This window comes from uncultured Photobacterium sp., assembly GCF_947502415.1.
Taxonomy (GTDB): Bacteria; Pseudomonadota; Gammaproteobacteria; order Enterobacterales; family Vibrionaceae; genus Photobacterium.
Genome location: NZ_CANMZV010000006.1, coordinates 184328 through 199764, shown reverse-complemented (window position 1 = coordinate 199764; position 15437 = coordinate 184328). Strand labels below are relative to the sequence as shown.

Sequence of the window (15437 nt, the reverse complement as noted above, 5' to 3'; positions counted from 1 at the left end):
AAAGCGCCTTAAGGCGCTTTTTTTATTTTAAAGGTGCCTTCGAATGCTGGAGTAGGAGGTTTTGACCCTCCTACTAATCAAAAGCTGTACCGGCTGTACGCCTCTTGCGTGGTAGCTTAGGTGACGTCAATTAAAATTGATAAATAACAATCCATTACCTGTTGGGCTTGTTCTGTGTACAGCATTGGGAGTTATTGGTACATCGTAGCCCTAAAGCTGCTCATACATGTTTTTAGATGAAAATAGCAAAAAAAAAAGCAGGCCGAAAAGGCCTGCTTAGCGTCGTGTTTCTTCTCGATTGTATCGCGTTAGGCTGTTGACTCGGGCTCTTCTACTTTGTCTTCCCGGTTCATTACTGCCTGTATGGTCAGTTTGACCTCCGGAGAAACTAAGGCTGCAAGTAGCTCAGCCAGATTTTCAACCGGGCGGGAGACGGCGTGGCACTCTTCGTTAAGGTAGCCTTCGCTGCGCAGGGTTTTCACCAAGGTTGCAAATACACCTTTGTCGAAAAATTCCGGTGCATTAATACCGTGCAGGCGGCTCAGACGCTGGGCCATCATCTGACTTTGCTGCTCAAGATCACTCTTCATCAGCTGCGGTTCTGAACGTAGCAGGGTCAGGGCAATCGCATAGCGTTGCAGGGTCTCGGTGATGGTACGGGCAAGCAGCTGCAATGGACCGATACGGGCACTGTTCAGGGCAATGTCGTTACCGTCTTTCAGGATCAGGCGCTGGCGGATCAGCTCGTTGATCTGGGCATCGATAACCTCTGCCAGTTCATCTTTCTCAAAGCGCAGGAATAGCTCGGATTTGAGGAACGGGTATAACAACTCGACCTGTTCGTGGATAGCCGCAACGCTCAGGCGCTGGTGCTGGACCACAATATGGGCGATCAGTGATGGCAACGCAAACAAGTGGATAATGTTGTTGCGGTAGTAGGTCATCAGGATTGATTGTTGACGGTTTAGTGAAACGATATCACCCAGACTGTCGCGCTCGACAATGAATTTATCCATTTCAATCGCGTGTTTGACCAGCGTCTCCGCATTGTTATCCGGCATGGTACATTGGTTTGAATACGGGACATTGCGCAGCAGTTGCAGATAGCAATCAATCTGCTGCTCCAGTTCTTCGCGGCTCAGCGCACGCTGGCGTGCCGAGAGCAGAGCCAGGGCACACAGGGTCAGGGCGTTAGTCGCAGCCGCATCGTTGATGTGAGTCATCATCTTGTTGGCCAGATCATTAACGGCAGGACTCAGCCATTGTGGGCGTTGCGGCTCAATCGGGTCAATGTCCTGATGCCATTCCGGCACATTTTCATTGAGGTAGTGGTTCAGTGAAATTGGCTCTCCGAAGTTCACATAACCTTGACCAAGGTTGCGTAGCTTGCGCAGGGTACGCAGCACCTGACCGACGTTTTCTTTTTCCTTGCGTTTGCCGCGGAGTTCTTTGGCATAAGTTGCCACTTCCATGACATGCTCGTAGCCAATGTAGACCGGTACCAGAGTTACCGGGCGGTTCAGGCCGCGTAGCATTGCCTGGATGGTCATTGACAGCATCCCGGTTTTGGCCGGTAGCAGACGGCCGGTCCGGGAGCGGCCTCCTTCGCTGAAGTATTCTACGGAGTAGCCTTTGGCAAACAGCTCGGCCAGGTACTCGCGGAACACGGTGGAATACAGGCGGTTGCCTTTGAAGCTACGACGGATAAAGAAAGCACCGCCACGGCGGAAGATTGGTCCGGCCGGGAAGAAGTTAAGGTTGATACCGGCTGCGATATGCGGTGGTACCAGGCCTTCGCGGTACAGGACGTAGGACAGCAGCAAGTAGTCCATGTGGCTGCGGTGGCAGGGAACGTAGACAATCTCGTGGCCATCTTGCGCCAGTTTGCGTACCCGTTGGGCATTATGTATGTTCAGCCCCTGGTAGAGCTTGTTCCACAGCCAGCCGAGGAAACGCTCGCCGCGCTTGATCAGTGAATAGGAGAAATCGGCCGCAATCTCTTCCATCATGTCGATGGCTTCTTTACGCACTTTCTCTATCGGTACATCACGGCTTTGTGCTTCTTCAGCCACAACTTTTTCAATTGCCTTGGATGCCAGCAGGCGTTTGAACAGGGCCTGGCGATCCGGAAGCTTAGGGCCGGAGGCGGCCAGTTGCTGACGAGAGAAGTGGATTTTAGCTACACGGGCCAGCTTGTGGGCAATCGAATCATCAGTGCCGTGGTGATCGGCCATATAGCGCAGCGAAACTGCTGGGCTCAGACGCACCATACAGTCGCGGCCATGGGCCATAATGGTAAAGAATTTCTCTGGTCCGTTAAGTGGGCGCAGGGTTGGTTTCTGGTTGTCTTCTTTGCCGGGCTTGCGGCCCCAAAGGATCGATGCCGGAACAACCTGGATATCCAGCTCGCTATCTTGTTTGTGCTGTTCAAGCAGAGCAGTGAACAGGTCGATGGATTTCTGCGGGAGTTCGCCGTCAGAGCCAAATACGCTCGGACCTTCGGAAATGAATACATAGCGGATGTATGATTTGCCGCCGATCTCTAGTGGTTGCAGCGGGTCGGGCAATCCCAGTGCCTCGGTGCTGCTGCGTAGTGTCATTAAATCGGTGTTAGAACAAAACGGCAGAATATAGATAATCGGTCGTTCTAAATCTAATTCCAGATCCGCCATTGGATCTGAAGGGATGGAATGAGTTTTAACCAGCAGAGAAAGCGGCAAATTCAATAAATTTCGATAGATTTTCTGCCAACTTGACATATCTTTTACTAGCCTCGAATTCTTAATGCGTGGCAAGGATAGCAGAAAATGCGGGTAGATTTGCTGTGAAATGCCACATACTTTTGGTTAAATATTATTTTTGAATCACTTTTTCAGTAACTTATTGTTCTATTTAGTGATGCTAGCTGCGTATTACATTTTTCCGAGAATTTATACTGTTTTTCGCCGGACTTAAACACCAAAAAGCCCGGAGTGGAAAGCACACCCCGCTTAGCCCGAAAGGGAAATCGCTCTTTTCGTAAACAATTACCTTTTCAAGCTTGTGAACACTGGATATACTCACAGTGAACTGTATAAACAGACAGGGTGAGTCATGAAGCCGTTAACGCCGCGCCAACAAGAAGTCTTTGATTTAATCAAAGCAAAAATTGAAGATTCTGGAATGCCGCCAACACGTGCTGAAATAGCCCGTGAACTCGGATTCCGTTCCGCCAATGCTGCCGAAGAACACCTGAAAGCATTGGCGCGTAAAGAAGTGATTGAGATCATTCCCGGGGCTTCCCGAGGTATTCGCCTTCTGGTGACTGATCAGGGCTCGGACGAGCAAGGCTTGCCGTTGATTGGCCAGGTTGCTGCGGGTGAGCCTATTCTTGCTCAGGAGCATGTGGAAACCCACTATGAAGTTGACCCGGCATTGTTCAAGCCTCGCGCTGACTTCCTGCTAAGAGTCAACGGTATGAGTATGAAAGATATCGGTATTATGGATGGTGATTTACTTGCTGTTCATAAAACGCAGGATGTCCACAACGGTCAGGTCGTAGTGGCCCGTGTTGAAGATGATGTCACAGTGAAGCGCCTGGAGAAAAAAGGCTCCCAGGTATTATTGCATGCCGAGAACGAAGAGTTTGAACCGATTGTGGTTGATCTTAACTACCAGCAGTTGTCTATTGAGGGCATTGCGGTAGGTGTGATCCGCAACGGAGACTGGATGTAAGATTCTGCAGATCGACTTTTGCTTGAAGCATACAAAAATAGGTTGTTTTTTGTATAGAATGCTTTGCAAAGGTTAATGATAGTCATTATCATATCTTGGTGTCGATCTGGAGATGATAATGACCAATTCTTCCCGCTACCACATACCGACTGCCTTGCTTCAACCGCTCTGGCTGCGTAGCCGCGAGAGTCTGGTCGATGATGGCCTCATTTATGATCCAGTCGCAGCTGCTGCCTGTAGCCAGTGTCACCTCAAACCAGACTGTTTGTCAGGTAATGTGACTGAGCGCCAGTTGCTTCATGCCACCTTAACGCTGCAATGTGATCGCCAGGTTCAGCAGTTTCTTAAGCGTCACCCTAACGGCTGGATTATTAATGTCGGTGCGGGGTTAGATACCCGTTTTTATCGTCTTGATAATGGCCGTTGCCGTTGGTTTGAACTTGATACCGATGAGAACTTATTGTGGCGTCAGCGTTTGTTTCATCGCAGTGAGCGCTATACCATGCGCTCGGGGTCGGTGACGGATCTGTCCTGGCTCAAGTCTCTCCCGGTGATGGGTAATGCTCCGGTATTACTGTTGTGCGATCAGGCCCTGCTGCAATGCTGTGATGGTGAACTAGCGAACTTTATCCAGCGTATCGGCTGCCACTTCAGCCAGATTGAGGCTTGCCTGGTGATTGCCGGCGATCGTTGTGGTTCGGCTGTGGCGAAAAAAATGGGGGCTGACGAATATCGGCACGGTTATCGGGATCCGATACGCCAGGTGCTTAACTGGTTGCCGTGGGCGGAGTTGGCCAGTAGTCACAGCCCGTTGGATCACCCTTGTTCCCGTTGGCGTCCCTGGCAGCGTTGGATTGCAAAAATACCGAGTTTGAAATATCGCCTGACCCCGGTTTTGGTTCATATTCGACTATAATTTTTTCTTCCTGAGAGCGTGCTTTTTAATTTTCATTGCTACTTCTCATTGTAAAGTAGCTGATTTCTCCTTATTCGCTGCGTACTTTTTTCCTGCCAATTTATTGCTTATTTTTTCGATCCTGTCCTAAGTTAAATGTAAATAAACTGTTAATCGCGGTTGCATGAATTTGCTCACAGTCTGTGTGGGTAAATCCACTTACTTGACCTGTTGTCGAGTGATTTTGGAACAAGGAAGGGAGGGACCCTGGTGATGATTCGTCAACTGCTATGCGGATTGCTGGCAGCAGTGATGACACTGCCTGCATCGGCCGAAACAGAAACCATGCGCTTTAACATGACCCCAGGGGTAACCGAAGTCAGCCAGCGTGTGTTTGATCTTCATATGACCATTTTCTATATCTGTGTCGCGATTGGTATTGCGGTATTTGGTGCGATGTTTTGGGCCATTATTCAGCACCGTAAGTCGAAGGGGGCAGTGGCGGCGTCCTTCCATGAAAGCACCAAGGTTGAAATTATCTGGACGGTCATTCCTTTCGTCATTCTTATTCTGATGGCAATTCCTGCCACAAATACCCTGCTGGCGATGGAAGACTCTTCGGAATCTGATATCACGGTTCAGATCACGGGATCGCAATGGAAGTGGCATTATCGTTATTTCGAAGAAGATGTTGAGTTTTACTCACTGTTGGCGACAACCACAGCTCAAATTGAGAATAAACGGGACAAACGAGATAACTACCTGCTGGAAGTTGATCGTCCGTTGGTGTTACCGGTCGGCCAAAAGGTGCGTTTTCTGATCACTTCTCAGGATGTCATTCACTCCTGGTGGATACCGGATTTTGCCGTTAAGAAAGATGCCAATCCTGGCTTTATTAATGAGGCTTGGACCCGGATCGATAAGCCGGGGATTTACCGTGGTCAGTGTGCTGAGCTGTGCGGTAAAGATCATGGTTTCATGCCGATAGTGGTGATTGCCAAGCCGCAGGACGAATATAACCAGTGGTTGAAGGCAACCAAAATTGCCCAGCAAGAGGCCCGCGAGGAAGAGCAGCGCCTGCTCGATATGCAGATGTCGATGGATGAGCTGATGGTTCTTGGTGAGCAGGTTTATGGCACCCGCTGTGCGATGTGTCATCAGCTTAACGGTGCGGGGTTGCCCGGTGCATTTCCGGCTTTGGCCGGGGAGGGGGTCTCTATCGATCCGGCCAAGAAGCTTGAGCATATCAGCATAGTTGTTCATGGTCGGAGCGGGACTGCAATGCAAGCATTCGGGCCGCAACTTAGCCTGAAAGAGCTGGCGGCGGTGATTACCTATGAGCGCAATGCCTGGGGCAATAATACGGGTGATACCGTGCAGGCTGCCGAGGTACAGGCTGTCCTTGATGGTCAAGAGTTATAAGGGAGAGAGTGACGATGACGGACATGTTGCGTGAGCAGACCGAGGTCGAGGAAAGCACGACCGAGCACGAGCACCATCAAACAGGGTTCAAGCGCTGGCTGTTTACGACTAATCATAAGGATATCGGCTCACTGTATTTAATGTTCAGTTTTGCGATGTTTCTGATCGGTGGTGCCATGGCTCTGGTGATCCGGGCCGAGCTGTTTCAGCCGGGCCTGCAATTGGTGGATCCGAACTTTTTTAACCAGATGACGACGGTTCATGGTCTGATCATGGTGTTTGGTGCCGTGATGCCGGCTTTTACCGGCTTGGCTAACTGGATGATCCCGATGATGATTGGTGCACCGGATATGGCATTGCCGCGGATGAATAACTGGAGTTTCTGGATTCTGCCGTTTGCTTTTTCCCTGTTGCTGGCCTCGCTCTTTATGGAAGGTGGTGGTCCGAACTTTGGCTGGACTTTCTATGCGCCATTGTCGACAACGTTTAGCCCGGAAAGTACCGGTTTGTTTGTGTTTGCCGTACATATCATGGGGATCAGCTCCATCATGGGGGCAATTAATGTCATCGTCACCATCGTCAACCTGCGCGCACCGGGGATGACTTATATGAAGATGCCGCTGTTTGTCTGGACCTGGCTGATCACTGCGTTTCTGTTGATTGCTGTCATGCCTGTGTTGGCGGGAGCGGTGACCATGGTGCTGACCGACAAGTATTTCGGTACCAGCTTTTTTGATGCAGCGGGGGGCGGCGATCCGGTGATGTTCCAGCATATCTTCTGGTTCTTTGGCCACCCTGAAGTCTACATCATGATTTTGCCTAGTTTCGGTATTGTTTCGGCGATAGTCCCTGCATTTTCCCGTAAAAAGCTGTTTGGTTACAGCTCTATGGTTTATGCAACGGCCTCAATTGCCGGCCTGAGTTTTCTGGTATGGGCTCACCATATGTTTACTACCGGGATGCCGGTGGCCGCCGAGCTGTTCTTTATGTATTGCACCATGCTGATCTCAGTGCCGACCGGGGTGAAGGTGTTTAACTGGGTGGCAACCATGTGGCGGGGATCGCTGACATTTGAAGTGCCGATGATGTTTGCTATTGCTTTCATAGTGTTGTTTACCATCGGTGGATTTTCCGGCCTGATGCTGGCCATAACTCCGGCTGATTTCCAGTACCACGACACCTATTTTGTGGTGGCCCATTTCCATTATGTGCTGGTCTCGGGAGCGATTTTCTCAATCATGGCGGCGGCCTATTATTGGCTGCCGAAATGGACTGGTTATATGTTTGATGAAAAGCTGGCGAAGCTGCATTTCTGGTGCTCGGTGGTTTCGGTCAACATCCTGTTTTTCCCTATGCACTTTCTTGGTCTGGCCGGCATGCCGCGCCGGATCCCGGATTATGCCCTGCAATTTGCCGACATCAACGCGGTTGTCAGTGTCGGTGGCTTCCTTTTTGGCCTGTCTCAGCTGATTTTCCTGGCGGTGGTGATTAAGTGTGTTCGTGGTGGTGAACCAGCATCAGCCAAGCCATGGGACGGGGCTGAGGGGCTGGAGTGGACGGTGGCATCACCAGCACCGCACCATACGTTTTCGACTCCACCGAAGGTTGATTAGGGGGGAGTAATGGCTAAGCAATCGGAATCGTCGCAGGTAAATCGTAGCAAGCAGCGTTCGCTGTGGTCCCTGGTTGGTATGGCGGTGGTGATGTTCGGTTTCGCCTTTGCGCTTGTCCCGCTATATGACGTCTTCTGTGACATTACCGGGATTAATGGTAAGACGGCGGCGGGGCCGACCGTAGCAAGCCAGCGGATTGATAGTAACCGCCAGGTGACGGTGGAGTTTGTGGCTTATATCAGCCCGGGGATGAAGTGGACATTTGAGCCGGAGGTCCGGCGAATGGTGGTACATCCCGGCGAGACCAAGACTGTTAACTATGCCGCGCGTAATCTGACTTCGACGACGACGGTTGGCCAGGCGGTTCCTTCTGTGACACCGGGGCTTGGTGCCCGTTACTTTAACAAAATCGAATGCTTTTGCTTCAATCGTCAACCGTTGGCGGCTGGGGAGTCGGCACAGTTACCGTTGATCTTTTATGTCGATCCCGAGTTGCCCGATGAAATTCATACCCTGACATTGGCATACACCTTATTTAACGTCCAGCCGACGGATACGGCACAAACCCAGTGAGGTTGAAAGATGGCAAATCCATACACTGAACATGACCAATCCATAAACACGCCATATGAACGTTACTATGTGCCGGAAGCCAGTATCTGGCCGATTGTTGGCGCCATAGCCTTGTTTTTGATTGCCCTCGGGGCAGGGGCGACTGTCGGGGAGCTATTCAACGGGCAAGGGCCGTGGATCCTGTTATCCGGTGTTGGTTTGTTGTTGTTGATGTTGGTGGGTTGGTTCCGGGATGTTATTCAAGAGTCTATGGGCGGGCTTTACAGCAGCCAGATGGATCGGTCGTTCAAGCAGGGAATGAGCTGGTTTATTTTTTCTGAAGTGATGTTTTTTGCTGCTTTTTTCGGTGCCTTGTTTTATGTCCGGATGATTGCGATCCCCTGGCTGGGTGGAGCCGGTAACAATGAGATGACTCATGCCATATTGTGGCCGGAGTTTGTTGCCCAGTGGCCACTGGTGATGACGCCGGGTGGCGGAGAGACGCAGGCGATGGGAGCGGTGGGACTGCCGCTTTATAACACCCTGATTCTGCTGACATCATCTGTCACTGTCCATATCGCTCATACCGCTCTGGAACAGGGAAACCGACCGCGTCTGACCTTGTTTTTACTGCTGACCGTCTTGCTGGGTAGCCTGTTTGTTTACTTGCAGGGAGTGGAGTATGTCCATGCTTATCAAGATATGGGGCTGACTCTGGACGCCGGTATTTATGGCAATACTTTCTTTATGCTGACGGGATTTCATGGCCTGCACGTCACCCTTGGTACTTTGATTCTATTTATCGTCTGGTTGCGGGTACTTCGGGGACACTTCTCCCCTGAGAAGCATTTTGCCTTCCAGGCCGGAGCCTGGTACTGGCACTTCGTTGATGTGGTCTGGCTCGGATTGTTTGTCTTTGTTTATATCCTCTGACATGCGAGATAACCGGGGGAATATCTTTAATCAGATGGTTTTGGGTCGGACAGTTCTTACTGTGGTGCTTTTTATGTGATTGCTTAATAAGGCCGCGGGTTTGGAATGATATAGCCGGTACTGAGAGCGAGCAGCAGCAGGGCAAACAGGATGACGGAGAACATGACTCGCCGTCCGAGGGGACGTGACATCGGCTGGTTGCTTTGGCCTTTAAGCATTGCGGGCAGGGCACGGAAAAGGTTGAGGATAATAAATACCAGCAGGCAGATGAGAATCGCTTTTAGCAACATAGACACTCCAATGGAATACAGGTGGTATGCGAAGGATCGGTTTCATACTTTTTACTGTGGTGGTACTGGCGACATTGGTCAAGCTGGGGTTATGGCAAATGTCACGGGCACAGGAAAAGCAAACCCTGAGCTCAGCCCTTAAGTATCGCAGCGAGCAGAGGTACTACAGTGTTGCCAGTTTGCCTGTTGACCCACGTTGGTACAGTTTGGCGCTGCATGGTGAGTTTGATCACGGTAAGACAGTATTGCTGGATAACCAGATCTATCGTGGTCGCCCTGGCTATCATGTTCTTTATCCGTTTTTGGCCGATGGAAGCTGGGTGCTGGTGAACCTGGGCTGGATAGCTGCGCCTGCCTATCGGGATCAAATCCCGGTGTTGCCTGAGTACCATGGTGAGCTGAAGCTGGCCGGGATCATCGCGCCCCCTTCACACCTGATGGAGCTGAAGTCAGAGCTACTTGGACCGGATTGGCCGCTGCGGGTGCAGAACCTGCATCTCAGTCAGCTCAGCGAGATAATGGGGCTGCCTCTGATGCCTTGGATTTTACAGATTGATCCGGAACATCCGGTTGCTCTTCAGCAGAACTGGACGCCGGTTGTGATGGGGCCGCAAAAGCATTATGCCTATGCCACGCAGTGGTTTTTGATGGCGGTAGCGATTATCGGGTTGGCGGTCTGGTGGCTGAGACGGAGTAAGGTATGAAGAAACATTGGACGTTATTGCTGTTGCTCGGGGTGTTCATGCTACCAGTGGTGTTGGCTAAGCTGGTGCTGGATCTGAACTGGTATCAGGGGGGGGTGACCAATCGGGGGGAGTTACTGGCATCCCCTCTGACATCGGATTGGCTGGGACAGAGCGATAAGTGGCAGCTGGTCTACCTGATGCCGCCGGAGTGTGATGAACGGTGTGTCGGCGCCCTGTTTAACCTGCGCCAGATCCCCCAGGTAGTGGGCGCCGGGCAGGAGCGGATCAGCAGTGTTTTGCTGGTGGCAGAAGCTGAGTGGGCGTCTTTATCTTCGTCTTATGCTGAACAGGTCGAGGGCTTGGAGTCGATGCTGGTTCCCGATCATGTTATTACCCAGCTCCGTACATTGGAGTACGGCGCTCAGGCTATCTATATTGCCGATCCGCTCGGTAACGTCATGATGGCTTATCCCTTGGTGAAGGGGCAGGCCGCGGTGCTTGCCCTTGGCAAGGATGTACTGCGCGATCTCAAGCGGTTGCTGAAGGTGTCGAAAATTGGCTAAGGAGAGCCTATGCGATTGTTTAGCTTCAAATCTCTTGTCTATCTGACCTTTCTGTTTTCTCTTTTCGTGATTGCTCTTGGGGCGTATACCCGGCTTACCGAGGCCGGACTGGGCTGCCCTGACTGGCCGGGCTGCTACGGTTTTGCTGCTGTGCCGCAAGCCGGGCTGCAGCAACTGCTGGCTGAAGCGGCCTTCCCTGGCCATCCGGTGGAAGTGGAAAAAGCGTGGAATGAGATGGTTCACCGTTATTTCGCAGGTACGCTGGGCCTGCTGATCCTCATCATAAATATTGTCGCTTGGTATCGCCGCGATACCCCGAGGGTGTTGCCAGCCCTGTTGCTTGGCACTGTGATTTTCCAGGCGGTGCTTGGCATGTGGACCGTGACCCTGGCTCTGATGCCGGTGGTGGTGATGGGGCACTTGCTGGGTGGTTTCACGACGGCAGCCTTATTGTTGTTGCTGGCTTTGACTATCCGTCGCCGGGAAGCCGGTTCCGGCAGCGCATATTATCTTCCGTCCACTGGCCATAACTATAACGGAATAGCATGGTTGGCGGCGCTGGCGCTGATGATAACTGTCGGGCAGGTTGCGCTCGGTGGCTGGACTGCGGCTAATTATGCCGCCGTTGTCTGTACCCAGTTTCCATTTTGCGAAGTGGACTGGCAGCAGCAGTTTGATTTGTCGGCTTTCAGTCCGATCCAGCCCGAGCATGACAGTTATCAATACGGGGTACTGAATTTTTCACAGCGGGTGTCGATTCATGTCACCCATAGGCTGGGGGCCTTGGTGGTAACTGGGATGCTGGCCATGCTGATCTGGCACCTTTGGAAGTTCGTGGCTTTGCGTCGTTTGGGAGTGATAATTGGAGGACTTTTGCTGCTTCAGCTTGGGCTTGGGATCACCAACATTGTTGCCAGCCTGCCACTGCTGGTTGCTGTTGGGCATAACTTGGTAGGGGCCTTGTTGTTGCTGGCTCTGGTCGCAACCAATTATCACCTTTATTGCTGCCGGGCAGAGAACCGCAGTTATTGGAATATTGCACGGGAGGGCAAAAATCATGGCTAAGTTACAGGTTGCCGGTAATGCCGGGGTAAAACCCACTGCCCGACGTCAGCGAGCCTGGCAGGACTATCTGACTATGACCAAGCCGAAAGTGGTGGCAATGTTGCTGCTGACTGCATTGGTTGGTATGTGCTTGGCGGTGCCCGGTATTCCGCCGGTTGAGGCAGTGGTGTTCGGGCTGGCCGGGATTGGTTTGCAGTCGGCTGCGGCTGCGGCCTTTAACCACGTGCTGGATCGCCGTTTCGATGCCAAAATGGCAAGGACTTATCATCGCCCGCTCGCCAAGGGGCGGATTGAGACGTACAAGGCGGTGATTTTCGCTTCTGCTCTGATGGTGGCAGGGTTCGGCCTGCTTTGGTTGCTCAATGCGCTGACAGCTTGGTTGACCTTTGCCAGCCTGATTGGTTATGCCGTGGTTTACACGGTGTGGCTGAAGCATGCGACTCCACAAAATATTGTCATTGGCGGTCTGGCAGGGGCGGCGCCACCACTGCTGGGCTGGACGGCAGTAACCGGTCAGTTCGAACCCCATGCTTTGTTATTGGTGATGTTGGTATTCACCTGGACCCCGCCGCACTTCTGGGCTCTGGCTATCCATCGCCGGGATGATTATGCCAAAGCCGGGATCCCGATGCTGCCGGTAACGCATGGGATTGAATTCACCAAAACCATGGTATTGCTTTATACCGTGATGCTGGCGCTGGTCGGTTTTTTACCGTGGCTGACTGGCATGAGTGGCGAGCTCTATTTGTTTGGGAGCAGTGCGCTGAATCTCGGTTTTATTGCTTATGCGGCTAAATTGAAGTTTGCCGACGAGACAGGCCATGCCTGGGCTACGTTCAAGTATTCAATTTGGCATCTGTTGGTCTTGTTTGTCGTGCTGCTGGCCGATCATTGGCTGGTTGCATGGTTGGTGTGAGGCATTAACAGAATTATTTATTAACTCTTTCCTGCCGGCTTTTGTCACTGTCGGCAACCCGTTACACTGTGGGCCGGTATTTTTATAGCGATATCGGTCCCGGCTTATTGCATGGCACCGGTCGAGGTTGAGGTCTGTTGTGCTCAAAGCGTTAAGGGATGTTTCGTTACATCGCCAGGTTTTCGCCCTGGCGCTTCCTATGGTGTTATCCAATATTACGGTGCCTTTGTTGGGGCTGGTCGATGCGGCGGTGATCGGGCATCTCGACCATGCGTGGTATCTTGGTGGTGTGGCTGTTGGCGGCACCATGATGAATGTAACCTTCTGGCTGCTGGGTTTTTTGCGCATGGCCACAACCGGGCTGAGCGCGCAGGCTTATGGTGCCAGTGATAAGGAGGCTCAGGCCGGGGTGTTTGTACAGGGCATTGCCATGGCAGGGTTATTGGCCTTGTTGTTGATTGCCTTCCATCAGCCGGTTGCTGATGCAGTGTTCCACTTCAGCAGTGCAAGTGCTGAGGTAAAGACTTATGCCGAACAGTATTTCTCAATCCGGATCTGGGGTGCACCGGCGGCATTGGCAAACTTGGTGATTATGGGCTGGCTGCTGGGAACTCAGAATGCCAGGTTACCGATGTGGCTGCTGATCATCACGAATGTGGTGAATATCGTCTTGGATATGTTGTTTGTGCTCGGTTTTGGCTGGAAAGTGCAGGGTGCGGCAGGTGCCTCGGTGCTGGCAGATTATAGCGGGTTGGGGCTGGGATTGTGGTTTGTCTCTCGGGTGTGGCTGTCGCAGGCATTGCCCCGGTTGCGGGAGAAGATCAGTTCGGTCCGCCATGGTATGGGCCGGTTGCTGAAGCTTAACCGTGATATTTTCCTGCGCAGCCTTTGTTTGCAGCTGGCGTTTACCTTTATGACATTCCAGGGCGCCACCTTGGGAGATAATGTGGTGGCTGCTAATGCGGTATTGATGAGCTTTCTGATGCTGGTGTCCTATGCGATGGATGGTTTTGCTTATGCAATGGAAGCATTGGTGGGTAAGGCGATAGGAGCCCGTAACCGTGATGCTCTCGGCCGCTCGCTGGTCGGAACCACGTTTTGGAGCCTGATGATTTCGCTGGTGCTGACTTTGGCATTTACTCTGTTCGGGCGGGATGTTATCGGCCTGATTTCGGACATTCCTGAAGTGAGGGAAGAGGCTGCTCAGTACCTGCCATGGCTGGCTGCAGTACCGATAGTATCGATGTGGTGTTTTTTGCTCGACGGTATTTTTATCGGCGCGACGCGCGGTAGCGAGATGCGCAACAGCATGTTCGTGGCGACTTGTTGTTTCTTCACGATATGGTGGCTGCTTAGCTCGTGGGGCAATCATGCTCTGTGGGGGGCGATGCTGGGTTTTATGGCTATGCGAGGTATTGGGCTGGCGGTGATCTTTGTTTATCAATGGCAGAAAAATATTTTCCTTGAACCAGCCAGTACAAACAATTAGTTAGATTGTTTCAACTGTAATTGGTCGTTTTTGCGACAAAAAATGCTACCTATCACTTGATATCCTTGTTTAAAATATGAACAACTTATGAATGAGTAGTTGATATGAAACAAGCAATTATTGGTTTTTTGCTGGCTGCAATGACGCTGGGGTGGGGTGCTTTTGCACAGGCCAGTATACAAGGTAAGTCATTGAAGGTAACGGCGACTGCTTATAATTCGGTACGGGCGCAGACTAATAATAACCCAACAATTGCAGCCTGGGGGGATCGCCTGAAGCCCGGCATGAAGGCGATTGCGGTATCCCGTGATTTGTTGAAGATGGGGATAACCCGCGGTACCAAGGTGAAGATTTCGGGGCTGCCGGGGGAGTATGTGGTGCTGGACAAGATGAACAAGCGCTGGACCCGCAAGATTGATATCTATATGGGCAAAGATATCAAGGCGGCGAAAAAATGGGGCCGCCGGGCAGTGACCATAACTATCGTAGAATCGTAACGGATTTATATCGAAGAGTTTTATATCTAAAGTGCTATCATAAAAAAACCAGCCGCAAGGCTGGTTTTTTGTTTATATGGTGCAGCAAGTAGTGTCGTTATGGCCTGTAGGGAAGCGCTTCGACACTGGCTACGCCTGCATAGAGTTAGTAGTAAGAGTGTTCACCGCGGGCGTGTTCGGTAATATCACGAACGCCTGTCAGTTCACCGGCAAATTGTGCCAGTAACTCTTTTTCGATCCCTTCTTTCAGGGTTACATCTACCATGGAGCAGCCGTTACAGCCACCGCCGAACTGCAAGATAGCGATGCCGTCTTCAGTGATTTCCGACAGTGATACATGGCCACCGTGGCCCGCCAGCTGTGGGTTGACCTGGGTTTGGATCACATAGTCAACACGCTCCATCAGAGGAGCATCGTCAGACACTTTACGGATTTTGGCGTTCGGTGCTTTAAGGGTAAGCTGCGAACCCATTTTGTCTGTAACAAAATCGATTTCTGCATCTTCTAAAAATGGCAGGCTCAGCTCATCAAGGTAGGCTGAAAACAGCTCGAATTTGATTTCAGTATCGCTTGCTTCAACTGCTTCCGGCGGACAGTAGGACACGCCGCATTCTGCGTTTTGAGTTCCTGGGTTAACCACGAAGACGCGGATGTTAGTGCCTTCAGGCTGCTGAGCAAGAAGCTTGCCGAAGTGCTGCTGAGCATTTTCAGAAATAGTAATCATAGACACGACGTAATACCTGACTTAATTAGTAAGATTAATTCTATTCTACTCCGAGACGCCCTTTCTATCACCCCTTAT

Annotated in this window: 15 protein-coding genes; 12 read left to right on the top strand and 3 right to left on the bottom strand. The window is 51.5% G+C overall.

All coding sequences use genetic code 11. The annotated features are described in order from the left end of the window. Window positions 1-308 precede the first annotated feature (308 nt). Complete coding sequence (plsB, locus tag Q0852_RS08900) at window positions 309-2759, bottom strand: glycerol-3-phosphate 1-O-acyltransferase PlsB (RefSeq protein ID WP_299017245.1); 2451 nt, start codon at window positions 2757-2759, stop codon at window positions 309-311. 334 nt (window positions 2760-3093) lie between these two features. On the opposite strand from plsB, the gene lexA reads away from it, so the two are divergent. From lexA to Q0852_RS08870, 6 genes are all read left to right on the top strand, one after another. Beyond that, complete coding sequence (lexA, locus tag Q0852_RS08895; protein WP_299017243.1) at window positions 3094-3714, top strand: transcriptional repressor LexA; 621 nt, start codon at window positions 3094-3096, stop codon at window positions 3712-3714. Window positions 3715-3832: 118 nt separating this feature from the next. Next, window positions 3833-4630, top strand: a complete 798-nt coding sequence (locus Q0852_RS08890) for a class I SAM-dependent methyltransferase (protein WP_299017240.1) — start codon at window positions 3833-3835, stop codon at window positions 4628-4630. Between the two features lie 252 nt (window positions 4631-4882). Further along, entirely contained in the window at window positions 4883-6031 is a 1149-nt protein-coding gene (gene coxB, locus Q0852_RS08885) for a cytochrome c oxidase subunit II (protein WP_299017403.1), read from the top strand. 14 nt (window positions 6032-6045) lie between these two features. Beyond that, window positions 6046-7644 (top strand): cytochrome c oxidase subunit I, encoded by a 1599-nt coding sequence (ctaD, locus tag Q0852_RS08880; RefSeq protein ID WP_299017237.1) that lies wholly within the window; start codon window positions 6046-6048, stop codon window positions 7642-7644. 9 nt (window positions 7645-7653) lie between these two features. Further along, window positions 7654-8217 (top strand): cytochrome c oxidase assembly protein, encoded by a 564-nt coding sequence (locus Q0852_RS08875; protein WP_299017234.1) that lies wholly within the window; start codon window positions 7654-7656, stop codon window positions 8215-8217. Between the two features lie 9 nt (window positions 8218-8226). Further along, on the top strand, window positions 8227-9129 hold the full coding sequence (locus Q0852_RS08870; protein ID WP_299017231.1) for a cytochrome c oxidase subunit 3: 903 nt from the start codon (window positions 8227-8229) through the stop codon (window positions 9127-9129). 83 nt (window positions 9130-9212) lie between these two features. Here Q0852_RS08870 and Q0852_RS08865 read toward each other — a convergent pair whose 3' ends face one another. Further along, window positions 9213-9419, bottom strand: coding sequence for a DUF2909 domain-containing protein (locus Q0852_RS08865; protein ID WP_299017228.1), 207 nt, complete (start codon window positions 9417-9419; stop codon window positions 9213-9215). Window positions 9420-9445: 26 nt separating this feature from the next. Here Q0852_RS08865 and Q0852_RS08860 point away from each other — a divergent pair, with 26 nt between their 5' ends. From Q0852_RS08860 to Q0852_RS08835, 6 genes are all read left to right on the top strand, one after another. Beyond that, window positions 9446-10123: an SURF1 family protein gene (locus Q0852_RS08860; RefSeq protein WP_299017225.1), complete on the top strand. Its 678-nt coding sequence runs from the start codon at window positions 9446-9448 to the stop codon at window positions 10121-10123. Next, window positions 10120-10668: a cytochrome oxidase gene (locus Q0852_RS08855; protein ID WP_299017222.1), complete on the top strand. Its 549-nt coding sequence runs from the start codon at window positions 10120-10122 to the stop codon at window positions 10666-10668. Before Q0852_RS08860 ends, Q0852_RS08855 begins: the two co-directional genes overlap by 4 nt. A gap of 9 nt (window positions 10669-10677) precedes the next feature. Continuing rightward, entirely contained in the window at window positions 10678-11733 is a 1056-nt protein-coding gene (locus Q0852_RS08850; protein ID WP_299017219.1) for a heme A synthase, read from the top strand. Continuing rightward, a complete protein-coding gene (cyoE, locus tag Q0852_RS08845) occupies window positions 11726-12649 on the top strand; it encodes a heme o synthase (RefSeq protein WP_299017216.1) in 924 nt (307 codons plus the stop codon). The genes Q0852_RS08850 and cyoE overlap by 8 nt, the downstream gene beginning before the upstream one ends. Window positions 12650-12788: 139 nt before the next feature. Further along, window positions 12789-14138, top strand: a complete 1350-nt coding sequence (dinF, locus tag Q0852_RS08840) for an MATE family efflux transporter DinF (RefSeq protein WP_299017213.1) — start codon at window positions 12789-12791, stop codon at window positions 14136-14138. Between the two features lie 104 nt (window positions 14139-14242). Next, complete coding sequence (locus Q0852_RS08835; protein WP_299017210.1) at window positions 14243-14635, top strand: hypothetical protein; 393 nt, start codon at window positions 14243-14245, stop codon at window positions 14633-14635. A gap of 145 nt (window positions 14636-14780) precedes the next feature. On the opposite strand, the gene nfuA is transcribed toward Q0852_RS08835, so the two are convergent. Further along, the gene (gene nfuA / locus Q0852_RS08830; protein WP_299017400.1) at window positions 14781-15359 is read right to left on the bottom strand and encodes a Fe-S biogenesis protein NfuA; all 579 of its coding nucleotides are present in this window, start codon (window positions 15357-15359) and stop codon (window positions 14781-14783) included. Window positions 15360-15437 lie beyond the last annotated feature (78 nt).

Excerpts from the sequence above, each read along its gene's own strand:
- Q0852_RS08875 (WP_299017234.1), top strand. The coding sequence starts at position 7,654 with ATGGCTAAGCAATCGGAATCGTCGCAGGTAAATCGTAGCAAGCAGCGT.
- plsB (WP_299017245.1), bottom strand. The coding sequence starts at position 2,759 with ATGTCAAGTTGGCAGAAAATCTATCGAAATTTATTGAATTTGCCGCTT.
- Q0852_RS08855 (WP_299017222.1), top strand. The coding sequence starts at position 10,120 with ATGAAGAAACATTGGACGTTATTGCTGTTGCTCGGGGTGTTCATGCTA.
- Q0852_RS08860 (WP_299017225.1), top strand. The coding sequence starts at position 9,446 with ATGCGAAGGATCGGTTTCATACTTTTTACTGTGGTGGTACTGGCGACA.
- nfuA (WP_299017400.1), bottom strand. The coding sequence starts at position 15,359 with ATGATTACTATTTCTGAAAATGCTCAGCAGCACTTCGGCAAGCTTCTT.
- lexA (WP_299017243.1), top strand. The coding sequence starts at position 3,094 with ATGAAGCCGTTAACGCCGCGCCAACAAGAAGTCTTTGATTTAATCAAA.
- Q0852_RS08835 (WP_299017210.1), top strand. The coding sequence starts at position 14,243 with ATGAAACAAGCAATTATTGGTTTTTTGCTGGCTGCAATGACGCTGGGG.
- Q0852_RS08865 (WP_299017228.1), bottom strand. The coding sequence starts at position 9,419 with ATGTTGCTAAAAGCGATTCTCATCTGCCTGCTGGTATTTATTATCCTC.
- Q0852_RS08890 (WP_299017240.1), top strand. The coding sequence starts at position 3,833 with ATGACCAATTCTTCCCGCTACCACATACCGACTGCCTTGCTTCAACCG.
- Q0852_RS08870 (WP_299017231.1), top strand. The coding sequence starts at position 8,227 with ATGGCAAATCCATACACTGAACATGACCAATCCATAAACACGCCATAT.
- cyoE (WP_299017216.1), top strand. The coding sequence starts at position 11,726 with ATGGCTAAGTTACAGGTTGCCGGTAATGCCGGGGTAAAACCCACTGCC.
- coxB (WP_299017403.1), top strand. The coding sequence starts at position 4,883 with ATGATTCGTCAACTGCTATGCGGATTGCTGGCAGCAGTGATGACACTG.
- Q0852_RS08850 (WP_299017219.1), top strand. The coding sequence starts at position 10,678 with ATGCGATTGTTTAGCTTCAAATCTCTTGTCTATCTGACCTTTCTGTTT.
- ctaD (WP_299017237.1), top strand. The coding sequence starts at position 6,046 with ATGACGGACATGTTGCGTGAGCAGACCGAGGTCGAGGAAAGCACGACC.